This is a genomic window from Streptomyces ferrugineus (genome assembly GCF_015160855.1).
GTDB classification, from domain to species: domain Bacteria; phylum Actinomycetota; class Actinomycetes; order Streptomycetales; family Streptomycetaceae; genus Streptomyces; species Streptomyces ferrugineus.
In genome coordinates, this window is the sequence record NZ_CP063373.1 from 224,690 (window position 1) to 243,276 (window position 18,587).

Genomic DNA, 18,587 nt, shown 5'->3' on the forward strand with positions numbered 1-18,587 from the left:
TAGGTCGTCGTACGCGACGCACGTCCGCATGCATCGCCCCGCTCATCCTTACGGACGAGCGGGGCGATTGGTTCCCTGTGGGAGGTGTCGGACTCAGCCTTCGCGAGTCTCGACGACGACCGACTCGATGACGACGTCCTTGACCGGACGGTCGGTGCGTGGGTTGGTCTGGGTGGTCGCGATGCCGTCGATGACCTTCTGGCTGGCGGCGTCGGTGACCTCACCGAAGATGGTGTGCTTGCGGTTCAGCCAGGTCGTCGGGGCGACCGTGATGAAGAACTGCGAGCCGTTGGTGCCGGGGCCGGCGTTGGCCATGGCCAGCAGGTACGGCTTGTCGAAGGACAGGTCCGGGTGGAACTCGTCCTGGAACTGGTATCCGGGACCGCCGGTGCCGTTGCCCAGCGGGTCACCGCCCTGGATCATGAAGCCGCTGATGACCCGGTGGAAGACCGTGCCGTCGTAGAGCTTGGCCGTGGACTTCTCTCCGGTGGCGGGGTTCGTCCACTCACGCTCGCCCTGGGCGAGCTCGACGAAGTTCTTGACCGTGATCGGCGCGTGGTTCGGGAGGAGCCGGACCTCGATGTCGCCGTGGTTGGTCTTCAGGGTGGCGTAAAGCTGCTCAGCCACGATCTGCCTTCCGTTGTCTTCCTGTGACCCCCCGATCCTCGCATGGACTAGGGGATCCGTCGCCCGGCACTCGTTCACAGGTACACAACCGGGCGCTTCGCTCGCATAAAAGTGGTCGAGTGGGTACGTGGCGGGAGCGCGGGGCGGCGAACCGTGGCATTGTCGACGACAAGCCCCGTTGCACCTCATTGGTCCGTTATTGGGTTTGATCAAGTTCATCGGCACCCATATGCCCGCCCTCACATGCCGCGGAGTGTTCCGGCAGGCATGATCCGTAAAAGGGTGGAAAGTCGAATTACCGTACGCCACCGAGGAGGAGGATCCCGTGACCCGCATTGACAGCGTGCGCGCCGCGACCGGCTCGGCGAAGGACAGCGTGCTGCACGCCGCGGAAGTGGTGGCGCCCTACGCCGACACCGCCAAGGACAGGGCCGCGCAGTATGCGCACGAGGCACGCGTACGGCTCGCGCCGAAGGTGTCGCACGCCACCGAGCAGGCCCGCGCCCAGGCACGTCTTCAGTACGGCGTACATGTGGCGCCGCGACTGGAACAGGCCCGTTCACATGTACCGCCGAAGGTCGATCTGGCCGCCCAGGAGGCCGCGGACCGTACACGCAAAGCGGCCCGGCAGGCCGCCGACTACTCCCGGCCGAGGATCGAGCATGCAGTGGCCGCGGCCGGGCCCATGAAGGATGAGGCCACCGCACGTGGTGTCGCGGCGCTGGCGGCGCTGCGTGGACACGTCTCGCCGAAGGAGATCGAGAAGCTGGTCCGCAAGCATGAGCGGCGCGCCAGGGCCGGTCGCGCCGTGAAGGTGCTGGCGGTGCTCGGCGCGCTGGCGGGCGGTGCTTTCGCCGCGTGGAAGTGGTGGGACAAGCAGGCCAACCCGGACTGGCTGGTCGAGCCGCCGGCCGCGACAGAAGTACCCGAGTCGGGCCGTCTGACTTCGGTGGACGGCAGCGGCCGGTCGGACCTGGATCCGGAGGTCCAGGCGAAGGAGGCCGAGGAGGAGGCCGCGCGGCGCGACGAGGGTCAGTGATGTGAGACCTGCGCCGACCGGAGCATCGAACTACGCCGTGGGGCGGGAGACTTGAGGGTCCCCCGACCCACGGCGATGTTTCACGTGGAACATCCCCGCGGGCGAGTGCGCGACCGCAGGAAAGCACCCCTGCCGACCAGAAAGCCCTCTGACCTGTTTCCGTAGGTCAGAGGGCTTGGTGAGTGGAGCCTAGGGGAGTCGAACCCCTGACATCTGCCATGCAAAGACAGCGCTCTACCAACTGAGCTAAGGCCCCTCAAAAGGAACGGCCGACCGGAAGAAACCCCACACCGGCGGCGCCCAGACCAGAGTACCCGGTCGCCCCCCGGATCCCGCAAAAGGATTGGGGGTCCCGGTAAACGACCACTCTCCGTAAGATGCTCGGCGTGGTTCGCTACAGCGAACCACGGTTCTGGGGAAGCGATGGGGAGACGCAATGGACGCCGCACAGCAGGAAGCCACCGCAAGAGCGCGGGATCTGCAGCGGAACTGGTACGGGGAGCCGCTGGGGACGCTCTTCCGTAAGCTCATCGACGATCTTGGTCTCAACCAGGCTCGTCTCGCGGGGGTTCTGGGACTGTCCGCACCGATGCTGTCGCAGCTGATGAGCGGACAGCGGGCGAAGATCGGCAATCCCGCCGTGGTCCAGCGGGTGCAGCTGCTGCAGGACTTGGCGGGGCAGGTCGCGGACGGCAGCGTGAGCGCGGCCGAGGCCACCGAGCGCATGGAGGAGATCAAGAAGTCGCAGGGGGGCTCGGTGCTCAGCAACACCACACAGACGACGAACAGTTCGGGTGCGCCCACGGTCAAGCGGGTGGTCCGCGAGATCCAGTCGCTGCTGCGCTCGGTGGCGGCCGCGGGCGACATCATCGAGGCCGCGGACACCCTCGCCCCCACCCACCCGGAACTGGCAGAGTTCCTCCGGGTGTACGGCGCCGGCCGCACCTCCGACGCGGTCGCGCACTACCAGTCCCACCAGAACTGACCCCGAGGCCCGGTGCCGCGGGGGTTCGGCAGCCGGGTCGACGGTCCACGTCCTGGGCGGGCACGAGGGGGTCGTGCCGGGGGAGTCCGCGAAGGACGGTCAGCGAGGGGGAGTCGTATCGCTCGTCGTGGGGGAAGCAAGGGGGGTAGCCGAAGGGGGAGGAGCGACGCACAACCATGGGTGAGGTCTTCGCCGGGCGGTACGAACTGGTCGACCCGATCGGGCGCGGCGGCGTCGGTGCCGTCTGGCGTGCCTGGGACCATCGCCGCCGTCGGTACGTGGCCGCCAAGGTGCTGCAGCAGAGCGACGCGCACTCGCTGCTGCGGTTCGTCCGCGAGCAGGCCCTGCGGATCGATCACCCGCATGTGCTCGCACCCGCCAGCTGGGCCGCCGACGACGACAAGGTCCTGTTCACCATGGATCTCGTCGCCGGCGGTTCGCTGGTCCACCTCGTCGGGGATTACGGCCCCTTGCCGCCCACGTTCGTCTGCACCCTCCTCGACCAGCTTCTCGCGGGGTTGGCCGCGGTACACGCGGAGGGCGTCGTCCACCGCGACATCAAGCCCGCCAACCTGCTCCTCGAGGCCACCGGAACGGGCCGCCCGCGGCTGCGGCTGTCCGACTTCGGCATCGCCATGCGACTCGGTGAGCCCCGGCTGACCGAGACCAACCTGGTGGTGGGAACGCCCGGCTATCTCGCCCCCGAGCAACTCATGGGCTCGGAACCGGACTTCCCCGCCGACCTGTTCGCCGTGGGGCTGGTCGCGCTGTATCTGCTGGAGGGCGCCAAGCCTGACGCCAAGGCGCTCGTCCAGTACTTCACCGCGCATGGAACACCCGGTGCGCCCAAGGGCGTTCCCGAACCGCTGTGGCAGGTCGTGGCCTCGCTGCTGCAGCCGGATCCGCATGCGCGGTTCCGCACGGCGACGGGGGCGCGCAAGGCTCTCGCCTCGGCCGCCGAGCTCCTGCCGGAGCCCGGGCCCGACGACGAGCTCATCGAGATCTTCGACCAACTCGGGCCACTGCCACCGGGCTTCGCGGCGAGCGGGCCGCTCAAGCGGGCGCCGGGGGTCGAAGGGGGGACGGGTGGCTCCCCTGCGCAGGCCGGTGAGGGGTCGGCGGGATCGTCGGGGCTGACAGGCTCTACGGGGGTGACGGGCTCGGCCGAGAAGTCCGGCACCGGGCAAGGGACAGCCGACACCGGCTCGGACGGCGTAACGAACGATCCGCGCCGGCGCATGGCGGAGCGGACTCCGGCCTCGGACTTCCCCATGTCGGACACCGGCAGCTTCCACCTGCCGCTGCCCCAGCCCACAGGGTCCTCCCCGCAGGCTCACACGCCGCCTCCACAGCCCCCGCAGGCACCGCCACCACTCCAGGCCCAGGCACCGCTCCAAGCACCGGCGCCGTTTCACGCACCACCACAAGGCCAGGCCCAGGCAGGCGGCCAGGCGCACGAGAACGTCCAGCACCACACCCCGGCTCACAGCTCCCCCTACGACACCACTCACGTCCTGTCCTCCCCCCGGTCACGCGCCCCGCAGTACCCGACGCAGCCTCCGACGACGCCGGCACAGCACCAGCACGTCGACACCTCTACTGCTTCGTACACCGCTCAGAGCCCGCAGGTTCCACCTTCGGCGCCCCCGATTCCGCAGCCGCGCCGCCGCGGCGGCCACCGAGCCACCCGCCGCGCGGCCCGCGGTGTCGCCCACCGCCCCGGCCCGCCCGCCAAGGTGGCGGTGCCGCTCCTGCTGTTCGCGCTGGTCTGCTACGCCGTGGGTTTCTGGGCACTGACCCGGATCTGAGGCCGCTGAGCCCGCTGAGCCACCGAAGGCGGCCCTGCGCCCACCCGCGTCCGCGCCCCGCCCTACCCGGTCCCGACCCTCCGCCGAGCCACGACCATCCACACCCCCAGGACCACCAGCACCAGGGTCCCCGCCCCGATCCCACTCACCGCGAGCACGGTCATCGCGGCGTCCCCACCGTCCCCGCCGCCGATTGCGCCCCCCGCGGTCGCCTCCCGATCCCCCGCCGTGGTGTCAAAGACGCCCGCAGGCTCGGACTCCCCCGCATACCCGGGCCCGGCCTGCGCGGAGCCCGCCACCCGCACGCGCAGCGTCAGCGTGAACGGCCCGTCCCCGTACTTCTCGGCCACCTCTGGCGACAGGTGCACCACGAGGTAGTAGGAACCGGCGAACCGCATGGCGCTGAGCCGGTCGAGCGCGGCGTAGCGGTTCTCGTAGGCGACCGGTGGCAGGGGGGCGAGCTCGGTGGCCTTCAGGCTGCCGTTGTAGGTGGTGCTCGCGTCGTCGACGAAGCCCCGTACGGGGTTGTAGAGGGCGAGGTTCAGGGCGGGGACCGCGTAGCCGTTGCCGGCGTTCGAGTCGCCGAGTTCGGCGGTGGCGGACAACTGGCGGCCCCAGTCGAGCGGCACCTCGTAGAAGAGCGTCCGCCCGGGCTCGAGGTCGGTGCTCCACACGCCCTCGCCGAGGGGTGCCGCCGAGGTGAAGCCGGAGCCGCCTCGGCGGGGCTCGGCCTCGCCGGTGACGGGCGCGGGTGAGGCGGAGTCCCAGGCCTCGGGGGCGCTGGTCGCGCCGGTCTGCTTCCGGGGCGGCTCGGAGGCGGCGAAGAGCTCCAGTCCCCAGGAGTCCAGCGATGAGCCCGTCGTGGCGAGGCGCTCGACGATCACGTCGTAGGCACCCGCGCTGTCACAGCCGGTCCGGTTGGCCGAGATCTCGCGCGCGCCCCATGCCCCGAGCGGGCGCGGGCTGTGGACGCCGCGAAAGGTCGAGGTGTCCTGGGAACAGGTGCGCTCGTCCGCGTCGCGCACGGACACCCGGATGCCGTCGCCCGCCTTGATGGTGCTGCCGGGTGGGGGGACGGCGATCACGGAGACGTATGCGTCCGAGGTGTCGTCGAGGTCGAGGCGGTAGTGGATCTCTCCCTCGCCGGGCAGGGAGCTCTTGTATGTCGTGCCGGGTGCGAGGGGTGCGGCGTCCGCGGTGCTCGTAGCGCCCGTGACGGGCTCGGCGTCCGGTGCGAAGGCGTAGGGCTCGGGGGTGCCGGCGGCGAGCGCGGGCCCGTCCGCCAGGAAGGCCGTCGTACACAGCAGCAGCACCGCTACGACGGCCGCACGCGCGCGTGCGGGGGATTGGCCGCGCCACCTCGTCGCGGAGCGCCACCGCGCCGTACGCCGCCGCCTCATCACGCGCCACTCCTCCGCCGTCGGACCATGGGCCGTCGCCCATCCTGCCCAGCCCGGCCGCGCGTCACCCCCGCAATCCGTACGGCCGTCCGAAACGCCCGGCTCCGAGGACTGTGGTTCTAAGACCTGCGGTCCGCTTCCGCAACTCGAAGCTGCGGCGCTCCTCCGTCGGAGAGGTACACAAAACCCCGGCCGCTCGGGCGACCGGGGTCCGTGTGCAATCCGATGTCGTGGCTCACGAACCCGTGGGCACGGAGTCAGTCGCCTCCGTCCACAGATCCTGCTCGGCGCGATCCGCCTGGATCTGGCGGTACACGAGGAGCCCGCCGATGGCGGCCAGTGCGACCAGGAGAAGCTTCTTCACCGCGCGACCTCGTCTTTCCTTGACGTAGGGGACCTCTGGCGCCCGACTATACACACCGGCCGATACCAATCGGTGACCTACGTCGGCGCTCAACTGCCGTCCGGCACACCCCAGTAGAAGCGGACGCCACCGCTCCCGTCGGAGGGTGATCACACCCCGACGGACGGTGACCTTTCACCCCCTTTCTCCGGCTTTCCTCACTCGTCGAGCCTCCTGCACCCATTCGAGTGGTGTTCATCTGAAGATCGACGCGCCACGGGCGTCGGTCCATGACTTCTCGGCCCCCATACACATCATGAGGAAAGTACGCAAATCGCCCAACCTGAAAGTGAGGGGCCATGACCCGGAACAAGGTCATGAACCTGTGGACCGCCATCGTCACCGCCTTCCTCGCGCTGTGCACGGCGCTCGGATTCGTCAGCAACACCGCCGCCGCGGCCGTACCGCACACCGAGACGAGCCGCAGGAGCAATGGCGACGACAACAACCGCAGCGCCGAGCTGACGGTGCCGGCGATGCCCCACTGGGCCTGGTCCTACGCCAGAGCCCTGCCCCCCACGATGAAGCAGCGCATCCGCGCCGAGGCGCACGGCAAGACCCCCGGCTGCCGCCACCGACCGCTCACCGAGACGGAAGCGGCCACCTCCGCCTCGACCACCCGCGAATGCGCCGACGCCGACGCCCCGGACCGGCCGCTCGTCCCGCACCAACGCTGAACCCGGGCTCGCCCCAGTCGTAATCCTCTGCTTCACCCCGCCGTCACAGCGAGCTTGCGTACACGGCACCGCTCATGACGACAGTCCCTCCAGCAGTACCGCGGCGCGCCTCATCCCGGCTCGACGATGTGCCGGAGATAGGCCCAAGGGTCGTTGAGGTACCGCCGCCAATGGTCGACGAGTTCCAGATCCCGCCAGTCGGCGGGACGCATTCCGTGGTCACCCACCTCGATGATCTCGGCGCCCGGCAGCGCCGTCAGCACGGGTGAGTGCGTCGCGCAGACGATCTGTGCGCCACAGCGCCCCAGTTCGTGCAGCAGACCCACGAGTTGAAGACAAGAAGCGAAGGACAGCGCGGCCTCGGGCTCGTCCAGGACGTACAGCCCAGGCTCCTGAAACCGCTCGCGGAAGGCCATCAGAAAGCCCTCGCCGTGGCTCATCTCCTCCGCGGCCCCGGACAGCCTTCCCGTCTTCTGCTCCCGGCCCAGCGCGTCCAGCGCCGTCTCCGCCCGCAGGAAGAAGCCCCTGCGGCGCGTCCGAGGCCCGCGCAGCATGCGGCTGCCGGCCGCGGTCGTCTCGAACCGTATGCGACCGCCCAGGGCCGACGGCTCACGCCAACTGGCGTACTTGTAGCCCGCGGATCCGCCCCAGGAGTCCAGGCCGAAGCCCTCCGCCAGCGCCTCGACGAGGGTCGACTTGCCCGAGCCGTTCTCCCCCACCAGGAACGTGACGGGCGCGGTGAATCTCAGGCCGTCGTCCACCAGCTGCCGCACGCACGGCACCGACCAGGGCCACTGGCCGCCCTCCGCCTGCTCGCCCTCGGCGACATGCGCGTATGCCCGTTCGACGATCATGCCGCCAGGCTCTCACCCGGCACTGACAATCGGGCATGCAAAAACCCCCGGCCCGTATGGACTGGGGGTCTTTTGACTGGTGGGGCTAACAGGATTTGAACCTGTGGCCTCATCCTTATCAGGGATGCGCTCTAACCAACTGAGCTATAGCCCCGCCGCGCTTTGCGGTGTGTCCCGCGCGCTGACTCCTGAAGATTAGCGCACGACGTGGGCAGTCCCAAAATCGGTTGTCGGAGGACCGTCAGCGGCGGTTCAGCCGCAGGTCACTCGTCCTCGGCGAGCGTCAGCTCGACGCCGCCCACGAAGCCGGCGGAGAGGTTGTAGATGAACGCGCCGAGCGTGGCCAGCGCCGTCGCGAGGACGACGTCGATGACCGCGATGATCGACGTGAACATCAGGACGTTCGGCAGCGACAGGAAGGACTGCAGGTCGAAGCCGTTCGACTCGTTCGAGCCGGTCGCCTCGGAGATCGTGCCGCCGACGGACGAGAAGACGCCCATCGCGTCCATGACCATCCACAGCACCGCGGACGCGACGATCGTGCAGACGCCCAGCGCGATGGAGAGCAGGAAGCTGACCTTCATCACCGACCACGGGTCGGCCTTGGCCACCCGCAGACGCGCCTTGCGGGTGCGCGGCGTCGTGCGCGCCCCGGTGCGGGGCCGGCGCACCGCGCTCCCGGGAGCGGGCGTCTGGTAGGCCTGCGGCGGGTGATAGGGCCCGGCGGCCTGCTGCTGCCGTTCCCCGGGCAGCGGTGACGCAGACGCCGCGGAGGCCGGCTGCGCCCCCGCGGGCTGAGGCTGCGGCTGGGCGCCCGCAGCGGCCGGGCCCGCACCGGCCGCGTACTGCTGGGGCTGCGAGCCTCGGGTGTCCGTCACGGTTCCCCCCTGGGATCCGGGTGTGTCGGGCGAGGAAGAGCCTTTCGCCGGCGACTTGATCGCTTTCAGCTGCGTGGTGTGCGTGTCCTTCGCAGACGCGGCGGAGCCACGGCCGCCGCCGTCCGTCTCCGTACCGGCCGTAGAACCGGTCGAGGTACCGGACGATCCGGCGCCCGTGGCTCCGCTCACGATGACTCACTCCTCGTGCTACTCGGCCGAGGGCGACTCACCCTCGTCCGTGCCGATGGTCGCGGCGGCCCCCTCGGCGGTGTCCTCGACGACCACGTCGCCGTCGACTTCCTCCGCCTCGCGTCCCGCCTCGGCGTTACGTGCGATACCGACGACGGCATCGCGCTTGCCCAGGTTGATCAGTTGGACGCCCATGGTGTCACGGCCCGTCTCCCTGATCTCGTTGACTCGCGTACGAATCACACCGCCGCCCAGCGTGATGGCGAGGATCTCGTCGGTCTCCTCGACCACCAGCGCGCCGACGAGCGAACCGCGGTCCTCGACGATCTTGGCGGCCTTGATACCGAGGCCGCCGCGACCCTGGACGCGGTAGTCGTCGACGGCGGTCCGCTTCGCGTACCCACCGTCGGTGGCAGTGAACACGAACGTACCGGGTCGAACAACATTCATCGAGAGCAGCTCGTCGCCCTCGCGGAAGCTCATGCCCTTGACACCCGAGGTGGCACGGCCCATCGGGCGCAGCGACTCGTCCGTGGCGGTGAACCTGATCGACTGCGCCTTCCTGCTGATCAGAAGCAGATCGTCGTCGGGCGAAACGAGTTCGGCACCGATCAGTTCGTCATCGGAACCGTCCTCCATTTCACGGAGGTTGATCGCGATGACACCGCCGGCGCGGGGCGAATCGTAATCCTTCAGAGGCGTCTTCTTCACCAGACCCGCCTTCGTGGCGAGCACCAGGTACGGCGCCGCCTCGTAGTCGCGGATCGCGAGGATCTCGGCGATCGCCTCGTCCGGCTGGAAGGCCAGCAGGTTCGCGACGTGCTGCCCGCGCGCCTCCCGCCCGGCATCCGGGAGCTCATAGGCCTTGGCCCGGTACACACGGCCCTTGTTGGTGAAGAACAGCAGCCAGTGGTGGGTCGTGGAGACGAAGAAGTGGTCGACGATGTCGTCTTCCTTCAGCTTCGTGCCCCGCACGCCCTTGCCGCCGCGCTTCTGCGCCCGGTAGTCGACCGTCTTGGTGCGCTTGACATAGCCGCCGCGCGTGACGGTGACCACGATGTCCTCTTCGGCGATGAGGTCCTCGATGGACATGTCGCCGTCGTAGGGCACCAGCATGGTCTTGCGGTCGTCGCCGTACTTCTCGACGATCGCCGCCAGCTCCTCGCTGACGATGCCGCGCTGGCGGACCGGGGAGGCGAGGATCTGGTTGTACTCGTTGATCTTCGCCTGGAGTTCGTCGTGCTCCTGGACGATCTTCTGGCGCTCCAGGGCGGCCAGTCGGCGCAGCTGCATCTCGAGGATGGCGTTGGCCTGGATCTCGTCGATCTCCAGGAGGTCCATCAGGCCCCCGCGCGCGATCTCGACGGTGTCGCTGCGCCGGATCAGCGCGATGACCTCGTCGATGGCGTCCAGGGCCTTCAGCAGGCCGCGCAGGATGTGCGCCCGCTCCTCGGCCTTGCGCAGCCTGAAGCGCGTACGGCGGACGATGACCTCGATCTGGTGCGTCACCCAGTGGCGGATGAACGCGTCGAGCGAGAGGGTGCGCGGGACGCCGTCGACGAGCGCCAGCATGTTGGCGCCGAAGTTCGTCTGCAGGTCGGTGTGCTTGTAGAGGTTGTTGAGCACGACCTTGGCGACCGCGTCCCTCTTGAGCACGATGACCAGGCGCTGGCCGGTGCGGGACGACGTCTCGTCGCGGACGTCCGCGATGCCGCCGATCTTGCCGTCCTTCACCAGGTCGGCGATCTTCTGCGCGAGGTTGTCGGGGTTGACCTGGTAGGGCAGCTCCGTGACCACCAGGCACTGGCGGTTCTGGATCTCTTCGACCTCGACGACCGCGCGCATGGTGATGGAGCCGCGGCCGGTGCGGTAGGCCTCCTCGATGCCCTTGCGGCCGACCACGAGGGCGCCGGTCGGGAAGTCGGGGCCCTTGATGCGCTCGATGAGGGCGTCCAGCAGCTCCTCGTGGGAGGCCTCGGGGTTCTCCAGGTACCACTGGGCGCCGGCCGCGACCTCGCGCAGGTTGTGCGGCGGGATGTTGGTCGCCATGCCGACCGCGATGCCGGCCGAACCGTTGATCAGCAGGTTCGGGAAGCGGGACGGCAGGACGGTCGGCTCCTGGGAGCGGCCGTCGTAGTTGTCCGTGAAGTCGACGGTCTCCTCGTCGATGTCACGGACCATCTCCATCGACAGCGGCGCCATCTTGCACTCGGTGTAGCGCATGGCCGCCGCCGGGTCGTTGCCCGGAGAGCCGAAGTTGCCGTTGGAGTCCACCAGCGGCATCCGCATCGACCAGGGCTGCGCGAGGCGCACCAGGGCGTCGTAGATCGAACTGTCGCCGTGGGGGTGGTAGTTGCCCATGACGTCGCCGACCACGCGCGCGCACTTGTAGAAGCCGCGCTCGGGGCGGTAGCCGCCGTCGTACATGGCGTACAGGACGCGGCGGTGGACGGGCTTGAGGCCGTCGCGGACGTCCGGCAGCGCACGCGAGACGATGACGGACATCGCGTAGTCGAGGTAGGAGCGCTGCATCTCCGTCTCGAGCCCGACGGGCTCGACGCGCAGGGTCTGTCCCTCGTCAGGAGTGACGGGAGTGTTCTCGTCGGTCATTGCTGGTGAAGGTCCTTCCTGGTGCGGTCAGCTGAGACCGACTCAGATGTCGAGGAAGCGGACGTCCTTGGCGTTGCGCTGGATGAACTGGCGGCGGGCCTCGACGTCCTCGCCCATGAGGACCGAGAACAGGTCGTCGGCCTGGGCGGCGTCGTCGAGGGTGACCTGGCCGAGGACGCGGTGCTCCTGGTCCATCGTCGTCACGCGCAGTTCCTCGGCGTTCATCTCGCCGAGACCCTTGAAGCGCTGGATCGAGTCCTCCTTGACGCGCTTTCCGCGCTGGCGGCCCATCTCGATCAGCGCGTCGCGCTCGCGGTCGGAGTACGCGTAGTCGACCTCGTCCCGACCCCACTTGATCTTGTACAGCGGAGGACGCGACAGGAACACGTGACCGGCCTCGACCAGCGGCCGCATGAAGCGGAACAGGAAGGTCAGCAGCAGGGTGTTGATGTGCTGGCCGTCGACGTCGGCGTCCGCCATCAGGATGATCTTGTGGTAGCGGAGCTTCTCGATGTCGAAGTCCTCGTGCACACCGGTGCCGAAGGCCGAGATCAGCGCCTGGATCTCCTGGTTCTGCAGGATCTTGTCGATCCGCGCCTTCTCGACGTTGAGGATCTTGCCCCGGATCGGGAGGATCGCCTGGTACTGCGGGTTGCGGCCGGACTTGGCCGAGCCGCCGGCGGAGTCACCCTCGACGATGAAGATCTCGCACTTGGTGGGGTCGTTCGACTGGCAGTCGGAGAGCTTGCCCGGGAGCGAGGCGCTCTCCAGCAGGCCCTTGCGACGGGTCAGGTCGCGGGCCTTGCGGGCCGCCACGCGCGCGGTGGCCGCCTGGATGCCCTTGCGGATGATGTCCGCCGCCTCGTTGGGGTTGCGGTCCAGCCAGTCGTTGAGGTGCTCGTAGACGGCCCGCTGCACGAAGGTCTTGGCCTCCGTGTTGCCCAGCTTGGTCTTCGTCTGGCCCTCGAACTGCGGCTCGCTGAGCTTCACCGAGATGATCGCGGTCAGACCCTCGCGGATGTCGTCACCCGTGAGGTTGTCGTCCTTCTCGCGCAGCAGCTTCTTGTCGCGCGCGTACTTGTTGATCAGGCTCGTGAGGGCCGCGCGGAAGCCCTCCTCGTGGGTGCCGCCCTCGTGCGTGTGGATGATGTTGGCGAAGGAGTACACGCCCTCGCTGTAACCGCTGTTCCACTGCATGGCGACCTCGAGGGACAGGCTCTTGTCCTTGTCCTCCGCCTCCAGGTCGATGACGGTGGGGTGCACCACGTCTCCCTTGCGGGAGTTGAGGTACTTCACGAAGTCGACGATGCCGCCCTCGTAGTGGTACGTGACGGTCTTGACCTCGTCCTTCTCGTCCGCACCCGCCTCGTCCGCACCGGCGGTCGCCTTCGCCGACTCGCGCTCGTCGGTGAGTTTGATCGTCAAACCCTTGTTGAGGAACGCCATCTCCTGGAAGCGCCGCGAGAGCGTCTCGAAGGAGTAGTCCGTAGTCTCGAAGATGTCGCCGTCGGCCCAGAAGGTGACCGACGTACCCGTCTCCTCCGTGGCCTCGTTCTTGGCCAGCGCAGCCGTGGGGACGCCCATCTTGTAGTCCTGCGTCCAGCGGTGACCGTCGGTCTTGACCTCGACGGCGACCTTGGACGACAGCGCGTTCACGACGGACACACCCACGCCGTGCAGACCACCGGAGACCGCGTAGCCGCCGCCGCCGAACTTGCCGCCCGCGTGCAGCACGGTCAGCACGACCTCGACGGCCGGCTTGCCTTCGGACGGAACGATGCCGACCGGGATGCCACGGCCGTTGTCGATGACGCGCACGCCGCCGTCGGCCAGGATCGTCACGTCGATGGTGTCCGCGTGGCCGGCCAGCGCCTCGTCGACGGCGTTGTCGACCACCTCGTACACGAGGTGGTGCAGGCCGCGCTCGCCGGTCGAACCGATGTACATACCGGGTCGCTTGCGAACCGCGTCCAGACCCTCGAGGACGGTGATGGCGCTGGCGTCGTACGAGGCGGTGACCTCGCCGTTCGACGAGGTCACCGCGCCGTTGGCGCCGGCGTCGGTGGACGGGATGTTCTCGTTGGGGTTGCCGGAATCGGCCACGAAGCGCCCTTTCTGGCACAGCACGAGCCAGGCTCGTCGGCGGGTTGCCGGAGCGGCTGCGGCATGTTGCGTTGGTAAGCCTTGATCAGCGTTGCTCAGCTTTTCCCGGACGGTCCCCACGATTGGGGCGGGATTGGGCTCCAGTCTACCGGTAGCGCCGACAGTGATGGGGGTTTGCCGGTACCTGAGTCCGCATGTGCCGCCCTGAACCCGGCTCGCGCGACTCCCGATATACGGATGGGGGCTCCAAGAGGCTCACAGAGCCACTCAGCGCTTCCGGCCGTCAACCCTTGGCTACTTAGGAGTCAGGTCATGATTCACAACCGCACGCAGGGGTACGCCGAGGCGGCCGCCGGCCGCGCTCCGTGACCGCCGACGACTGCTGATGTGATGTCGGTCACCTGGGTCTGGCGGGGCGGTGGGGACTGCTGTGACGGCGGCTCGACCTGCCTTTGTCGCGCCCTTTGTCGCCGCGCGGCCCGGCCGGTCCGCTCACCCGTAGGTGTCGCCGGGCCCCGTGCTGCCGGGAGCGCGCAGCGGGCCGTAGCGGCGGACGGGGCCCCCGGGACCGTGCACCTTGATCTGCTTCACCGCGCCATGGCCGAGGTCCTCGTTGAGCCGGGCGACCAGCGTCGGGGCGAGCAGCCGCAGGTTCGTCGCCCAGGCCGTCGAGTCGCAGCGCACCACCAGGACGCGCTCGTCCTCGTCGTACTTCTCCGGCACACAGTGCTTGGCGACGTCCTCGCCGACGATCTGGGGCCAGCGGCCCATCACACCGCCCACCGCGGCCGGGGTCTCCCAGCCCCGCTCGGTGATCAAGCGGTTAATGGCGGAGCCGAGCGCCATGGGGTCGCGTCCATCGGCCCGCGCGCCGGAGCGAAGGCCACCGCGCCGCGCCTGCTTCTTCTGCCGCGCCGCGTCCCCACGCGCGCGTGCCTGCTCCTTGGCCGCCCTGAGCGCCACGCGCGCGAGGTCGACGCCGGACGGCTCAGGGGTCTTCTTGGCCGCGTCGGGTGCGTCGGGGGCGTTCTCGGAAGGTTTCTCGCTCATACGCGCTCCACCGCCCCCTCCGACACCGAGTACCGCGCCCCGGTCAGTACGTGCGGTACGTCGTCGTCGACCGCGGCCGTCACCAGGACCTGCTCGCCGGGCGCGACCAGTTCCGCCAGGCGCTCGCGGCGCCGGCTGTCCAGCTCGGCGAAGACGTCGTCGAGGACCAGCACCGGCTCGTTGCCCTCGGCCCGCAGCAGGTCGTACGACGCCAGGCGCAGCGCCAGCGCAAAGGACCAGGACTCGCCGTGGGAGGCGTATCCCTTGGCGGGCAACTGACCGAGTTTGAGCAGCAGATCGTCCCGATGCGGGCCCACGAGGGTGACGCCCCGCTCGATCTCCTGCTTACGGGCCTCGGCGAGCGCGGCCATCAGCTGCTCGAAGAGATCCTCGCGCGTGTGCGCCTCGCCGGGCGCCGACGGCTTGTAGTCCAGGGCGACGGGGCCGCCGCCGGGGGCGAGCTGTTCGTACGCCTTGTCGGCCAGTGGCTGGATCGCCGCGATCAGGTCCAGGCGCTGGGCGAGCAACTCGGCGCCCGCGCGCGCGAGATGCTGGTCCCAGACGTCGAGTGTGGACAGGTCCATCGTGCGGCCGCCGTGCCGGCGGGCCAGCGCGGCGGACTTCAGGAGGGTGTTGCGCTGCTTGAGGACGCGCTCGTAGTCGGAGCGCACTCCCGCCATGCGCGGGGAGCGGGCGGTGATCAGCTCGTCGAGGAAGCGGCGCCGCTCGCCGGGGTCGCCCTTGACCAGGGCGAGGTCCTCCGGCGCGAACAGGACGGTCCGCACGATGCCGAGCACGTCACGGGGTCTGACCTGCGAGGACCTGTTGATACGGGCCCGGTTGGCCTTGCCCGGGTTCAGCTCCAGCTCGACCAGCTGCTGCCGGTCGCCCTGCCGTACCTGCGCCCGGATGACCGCCCGGTCGGCGCCCATGCGGACCAGGGGGGCGTCGGAGGCGACGCGATGGCTGCCGAGGGTGGCGAGATAGCCGACGGCCTCGACGAGGTTGGTCTTGCCCTGGCCGTTGGGGCCGACGAAGGCGGTCACGCCCGGATCGAGCGGGACTTCGACCCGGGCGTACGAGCGGAAGTCGGCCAGCGACAGATGCGTGACGTGCATGGTCGTTCGCCGACCTCCCCCAACGTGTGGTTCCGCTTTTCCCCAGCTGTGGACAACCGGGCCACTCCCGAGGGTGCCAGGTCGGCATCCCCAGGGTGTGGATTACTTCTTCTCGTTTCCGACGGTCACTTCTTCTCGACCGCGTGGCCGCCGAACTGGTTCCGCAGCGCCGCGATCATCTTCATCTGCGGAGAGTCGTCCTGGCGGGACGCGAACCGCGCGAACAGCGACGCGGTGATCGCCGGCAGCGGCACCGCGTGGTCGATGGCGGCCTCCACAGTCCAGCGTCCCTCACCGGAGTCCTGTGCAAAACCCTTGAGCTTGTCCAGGTGCTCGTCCTCGTCGAGGGCGTTCACCGCGAGGTCCAGCAGCCAGGAACGTATGACCGTGCCCTCCTGCCAGGAGCGGAAGACCTCCCGGACGTCCGTGACGGAGTCGACCTTCTCCAGCAGCTCCCAGCCCTCGGCGTAGGCCTGCATCATGGCGTACTCGATGCCGTTGTGGACCATCTTCGCGAAGTGCCCCGCGCCGACCTTGCCGGCGTGCACGGCGCCGAAGTCGCCCTTCGGCTTGAGCGCGTCGAAGACCGGCTGCACCTTGGCGACGTTCTCCGCGTCGCCGCCGTACATCAGCGCATAGCCGTTCTCCAGGCCCCAGACGCCGCCGGAGACGCCGCAGTCGACGAAGCCGATGCCCTTGGCCGCCAGCTCCTTAGCGTGCTTCTCGTCGTCCGTCCAGCGGGAGTTGCCGCCGTCCACGACGACGTCACCGGGGTCCAGCAGCTCCGCGAGCTCGTCGATGGTCGACTGGGTCGCGGCACCGGCCGGGACCATCACCCAGACCACGCGCGGGCCCGAGAGCTTGCCCACAAGCTCTTCCAGGCTGTGGACATCCGCGAGGTCCGCGTTGCGGTCGTATCCGACGACGGTGTGGCCCGCGCGACGGATCCGCTCGCGCATGTTGCCGCCCATCTTGCCGAGGCCGACGAGACCGAGCTCCATCAGTTGTGTTCCTTAGGTCGCTGTGTGGCGTGCGGGGCGCCCTCGCACCCCTGGGGCACCTTCGTACCCATGTCCGAGCCTAAACCCGGACGCACGTGCACATCCGTGGGCATACGCGCTCAGACGTACGCCCTCACCTGCGGCTTCACCGACAGTTCGTCCCCGGCAACGGTGATCCACCGGTACCGGGGACGCTGTGGACGAACAACGGGGGCGGCTCAGCCGCTCAGGCGCACCGGCATGATCAGGTACTTGTAGGCCTCGTCCGCCTCGGCGTCCAGCGCAGGCTTGCCGCTCAGCAGCGCGGGCTTGGTGGACGTGGTGAACGACAGCTGGGCCACCGGGGAGTCGATGGCGCTCAGGCCGTCCAGCAGGAACGTGGGGTTGAAGGCGATCGAGATGTCGTCGCCCTCCAGCTGGGCGTCGACCCTTTCCACAGCCTGTGCGTCGTCGCTGGAACCGGCCTCCAGGATGAGCACGCCCTGCTCGAAGCTGAGGCGCACCGGCGTGTTCCGCTCGGCGACCAGGGCCACACGCTTGACGGCCTCCACGAAGGGGGCGGTCTCGATCACGGCGACGGAGTTGAACTCCGTCGGGAACAGCGTGCGGTACTTCGGGAGGTCGCCCTCCAGCAGACGGGTCGTCGTACGGCGGCCCGCGCCCTCGAAGCCGATCAGGCCCTCGCCCGCACCGGAGCCCGAGAGCGCCAGGGTCACGCTGTCGCCGCTGGTGAGCGCCTTGGCGGTGTCCAGGAGCGTCTTGGCGGGGACCAGGGCGACCGCGGAGGCCTCCGGGTTCTCCGGCTTCCACAGGAACTCGCGGACGGCGAAGCGGTAGCGGTCGGTGGACGCCAGGGTCACCGTGTCGCCCTCGATCTCGATGCGCACACCGGTCAGGACGGGCAGGGTGTCGTCACGGCCGGCGGCGATGGCGACCTGGGCGGCCGCGGAGGCGAAGACCTCACCGGGGACGGTGCCCGTGGCGTTCGGCATCTGCGGCAGTGCCGGGTACTCCTCCACAGGCAGGGTGTGGAGTGTGAAGCGCGAGGAGCCGCAGACCACGGTCGCCCGTACACCGTCTGTGGAAATCTCCACCGGTCGGTTGGGCAGAGCGCGGCAGATGTCGGCGAGCAGCCGGCCGGAGACGAGGACGGTGCCCTCCTCGTCGACCTCCGCCTCCACCGACACGCGCGCGGAGACCTCGTAGTCGAAGCTGGACAGGCTCAGAGCCCCGTCCTCGGCCTTCAGCAGCAGGCCGGCGAGGACAGGCGCCGGCGGACGGGCCGGGAGGCTGCGCGCCGCCCAGGCCACTGCCTCCGCGAGTACGTCGCGTTCCACCCGGATCTTCACTGTTGCCGCCTCCTGCTGTTGCCGGCGCTTCTCGGCCTGCCTGGCTTCGTCGTCTGTCTCGGTGTCGTCGGCCCCGGTGAGGGGAAGGACACCGGGAACAGTCTGACGCACCCCACTGACAGTAGGTGCCTCTCGGGGTCAAGTCGTGACGAGGGGCAGCCGGGAGCCGGACAGCGAGTTGTGCACAGGACCCCCTTCGAAACGAATTCCCCGCTCTCTCTAGTCGGGAGTAGTAGTAGGGCCTGTGGATACCGTGGATAACCACGTTTGCCCAGCTCAGAGCGGAGATTTTGTCCACGGGCCCTGTGGGTGGCGGCGGTGGACAACTGGGTGCGGCTGTGGAGAACGGAAAGTTCTGCACACCCCATGCACAGGCTGAGGCGACTTCTCCCCAACGCCGTCCCCAGCTTTACCCACCTTTCCCACAGCCCAACCCGGCAGCTTTGTGTGACGCCTTTCACTCGACCCGGTGAGGAGGCGCGTCGCGTTGCCGAAC

Annotated in this window: 15 protein-coding genes and 2 tRNA genes; 4 read left to right on the forward strand and 13 right to left on the reverse strand. The window is 69.1% G+C overall.

The features are described 5' to 3' along the window. Nucleotides 1-93: 93 nt before the first annotated feature. Nucleotides 94-627, reverse strand: a complete 534-nt coding sequence (locus tag IM697_RS01035; RefSeq protein ID WP_194043782.1) for a peptidylprolyl isomerase — start codon at nucleotides 625-627, stop codon at nucleotides 94-96. A gap of 325 nt (nucleotides 628-952) precedes the next feature. Between IM697_RS01035 and IM697_RS01040 the strand changes: the two genes are divergently transcribed. Further along, the gene (locus IM697_RS01040; protein ID WP_194043784.1) at nucleotides 953-1,666 is read left to right on the forward strand and encodes a DUF5324 family protein; all 714 of its coding nucleotides are present in this window, start codon (nucleotides 953-955) and stop codon (nucleotides 1,664-1,666) included. Nucleotides 1,667-1,849: 183 nt separating this feature from the next. On the opposite strand, the gene IM697_RS01045 is transcribed toward IM697_RS01040, so the two are convergent. After that, nucleotides 1,850-1,922, reverse strand: a tRNA-Ala gene (locus IM697_RS01045). A 180-nt stretch (nucleotides 1,923-2,102) separates the two neighbouring features. Between IM697_RS01045 and IM697_RS01050 the strand changes: the two genes are divergently transcribed. Next, nucleotides 2,103-2,651 carry a helix-turn-helix domain-containing protein gene (locus tag IM697_RS01050; protein ID WP_194043786.1) on the forward strand — a complete coding sequence of 183 codons (549 nt, stop codon included), beginning with the start codon at nucleotides 2,103-2,105 and terminating at the stop codon, nucleotides 2,649-2,651. Between the two features lie 176 nt (nucleotides 2,652-2,827). Then, nucleotides 2,828-4,459: a serine/threonine-protein kinase gene (locus IM697_RS01055; protein ID WP_194043788.1), complete on the forward strand. Its 1,632-nt coding sequence runs from the start codon at nucleotides 2,828-2,830 to the stop codon at nucleotides 4,457-4,459. Between the two features lie 62 nt (nucleotides 4,460-4,521). Here the strand turns inward: IM697_RS01055 and IM697_RS01060 are convergent, their stop codons facing one another. Both IM697_RS01060 and IM697_RS44430 read right to left on the reverse strand, forming a co-directional pair. Next, nucleotides 4,522-5,859, reverse strand: a complete 1,338-nt coding sequence (locus IM697_RS01060) for a hypothetical protein (RefSeq protein WP_194049535.1) — start codon at nucleotides 5,857-5,859, stop codon at nucleotides 4,522-4,524. Nucleotides 5,860-6,094: 235 nt separating this feature from the next. Then, nucleotides 6,095-6,223 (reverse strand): DLW-39 family protein, encoded by a 129-nt coding sequence (locus tag IM697_RS44430; RefSeq protein WP_003999697.1) that lies wholly within the window; start codon nucleotides 6,221-6,223, stop codon nucleotides 6,095-6,097. Between the two features lie 338 nt (nucleotides 6,224-6,561). Here IM697_RS44430 and IM697_RS01070 point away from each other — a divergent pair, with 338 nt between their 5' ends. After that, nucleotides 6,562-6,939: a DUF6344 domain-containing protein gene (locus IM697_RS01070; RefSeq protein ID WP_194043792.1), complete on the forward strand. Its 378-nt coding sequence runs from the start codon at nucleotides 6,562-6,564 to the stop codon at nucleotides 6,937-6,939. A gap of 110 nt (nucleotides 6,940-7,049) precedes the next feature. On the opposite strand, the gene IM697_RS01075 is transcribed toward IM697_RS01070, so the two are convergent. The 9 genes from IM697_RS01075 to dnaN all read right to left on the reverse strand — a co-directional run bounded on the left by IM697_RS01075 (nucleotide 7,050) and on the right by dnaN (nucleotide 18,091). Beyond that, nucleotides 7,050-7,793, reverse strand: coding sequence for an AAA family ATPase (locus IM697_RS01075; protein WP_194043794.1), 744 nt, complete (start codon nucleotides 7,791-7,793; stop codon nucleotides 7,050-7,052). A 77-nt stretch (nucleotides 7,794-7,870) separates the two neighbouring features. Beyond that, nucleotides 7,871-7,947 (reverse strand) — tRNA-Ile (locus IM697_RS01080). A gap of 109 nt (nucleotides 7,948-8,056) precedes the next feature. Beyond that, a complete protein-coding gene (locus IM697_RS01085; RefSeq protein ID WP_194043796.1) occupies nucleotides 8,057-8,860 on the reverse strand; it encodes a DUF3566 domain-containing protein in 804 nt (267 codons plus the stop codon). 18 nt (nucleotides 8,861-8,878) lie between these two features. Continuing rightward, a complete protein-coding gene (gene gyrA, locus IM697_RS01090; protein WP_194043798.1) occupies nucleotides 8,879-11,470 on the reverse strand; it encodes a DNA gyrase subunit A in 2,592 nt (863 codons plus the stop codon). A gap of 42 nt (nucleotides 11,471-11,512) precedes the next feature. Next, nucleotides 11,513-13,573 (reverse strand): DNA topoisomerase (ATP-hydrolyzing) subunit B, encoded by a 2,061-nt coding sequence (gene gyrB, locus IM697_RS01095; RefSeq protein WP_194043800.1) that lies wholly within the window; start codon nucleotides 13,571-13,573, stop codon nucleotides 11,513-11,515. 492 nt (nucleotides 13,574-14,065) lie between these two features. Further along, a complete protein-coding gene (locus IM697_RS01100) occupies nucleotides 14,066-14,623 on the reverse strand; it encodes a DciA family protein (RefSeq protein ID WP_194043802.1) in 558 nt (185 codons plus the stop codon). Continuing rightward, nucleotides 14,620-15,741, reverse strand: coding sequence for a DNA replication/repair protein RecF (gene recF, locus IM697_RS01105; RefSeq protein ID WP_194043804.1), 1,122 nt, complete (start codon nucleotides 15,739-15,741; stop codon nucleotides 14,620-14,622). Before recF ends, IM697_RS01100 begins: the two co-directional genes overlap by 4 nt. A 125-nt stretch (nucleotides 15,742-15,866) precedes the next feature. After that, on the reverse strand, nucleotides 15,867-16,742 hold the full coding sequence (gene gnd / locus IM697_RS01110) for a phosphogluconate dehydrogenase (NAD(+)-dependent, decarboxylating) (RefSeq protein ID WP_194043806.1): 876 nt from the start codon (nucleotides 16,740-16,742) through the stop codon (nucleotides 15,867-15,869). Between the two features lie 218 nt (nucleotides 16,743-16,960). Continuing rightward, the gene (dnaN, locus tag IM697_RS01115; protein WP_194049536.1) at nucleotides 16,961-18,091 is read right to left on the reverse strand and encodes a DNA polymerase III subunit beta; all 1,131 of its coding nucleotides are present in this window, start codon (nucleotides 18,089-18,091) and stop codon (nucleotides 16,961-16,963) included. Nucleotides 18,092-18,587 lie beyond the last annotated feature (496 nt).